Below are 630 nucleotides of genomic sequence, written 5' to 3'. Positions count from 1 at the left end.
GGCAGCTGCCATTGCGCCTGCGCCGCCGCGGGCTCGGCTTCCAGCAGCGCGGCGCGCACTTCGGCGGCCATCTGCGCCAGGTCCACGGTCTGGCGGCGCTGGTGCTCGCGCAGCATTCCCGCCACCTGCAAGACGCCATCGAGCATGCTACCCATGCGACGCGCGGCCTGTTCCATCACACCGAGGAATTGCTCCGCTTCCTGCGCATCCGCGCCCTGCAGTCCGGCCGCATGCAGGGTTTCACGCAGCAGGGGCGAATACGAAGTGATGTGGCGCAGCGGCGCGCGCAGGTCGTGCGACAGCGCGCGCAACCAATCCTCGTGGCCGGCGCGCAGCGCCGCGAGCTCCTGCTCGCGCCGGGCCAGCAAGGCCAGCGCCTGGGGCAGGTCGGTGGGGCGCGGTGGCCCCGATGCGGCGCTGGAAGCAGGGTCGGGCATCATGGCTTGGGAAGTTTGCTCGGACGTTTCCAATGGGCAATGTTGGACTGGCGACCGCGCGCCACGCCCAGCGTACCCGCGGGCACATCCTTGGCGATGGTGGAGCCGCCGCCGACGGTCGCACCCGCGCCGACCGTGACCGGCGCGACCAGCACGCAATTGCTGCCGATGTGCGCGTCGGCCTCGATCACGG

1 protein-coding gene and 1 pseudogene are annotated in these 630 nt (G+C 71.4%); both read right to left on the bottom strand.

The annotated features are described in order from the left end of the window. The coding region (locus D3H34_RS33440; RefSeq protein WP_286186594.1) for a histidine kinase dimerization/phospho-acceptor domain-containing protein at positions 1–437 on the bottom strand (437 nt) is incomplete at its 3' end. After that, positions 437–630: pseudogene (locus D3H34_RS33435) on the bottom strand (bifunctional UDP-N-acetylglucosamine diphosphorylase/glucosamine-1-phosphate N-acetyltransferase GlmU); the annotation flags it as partial. The gene D3H34_RS33440 and the pseudogene D3H34_RS33435, both read right to left, overlap by 1 nt.

Source organism: Acidovorax cavernicola, assembly GCF_003581445.1.
The sequence above is the reverse complement of the archived record's forward strand: the minus strand, read 5'-3'. Positions and strand labels throughout refer to the sequence as shown.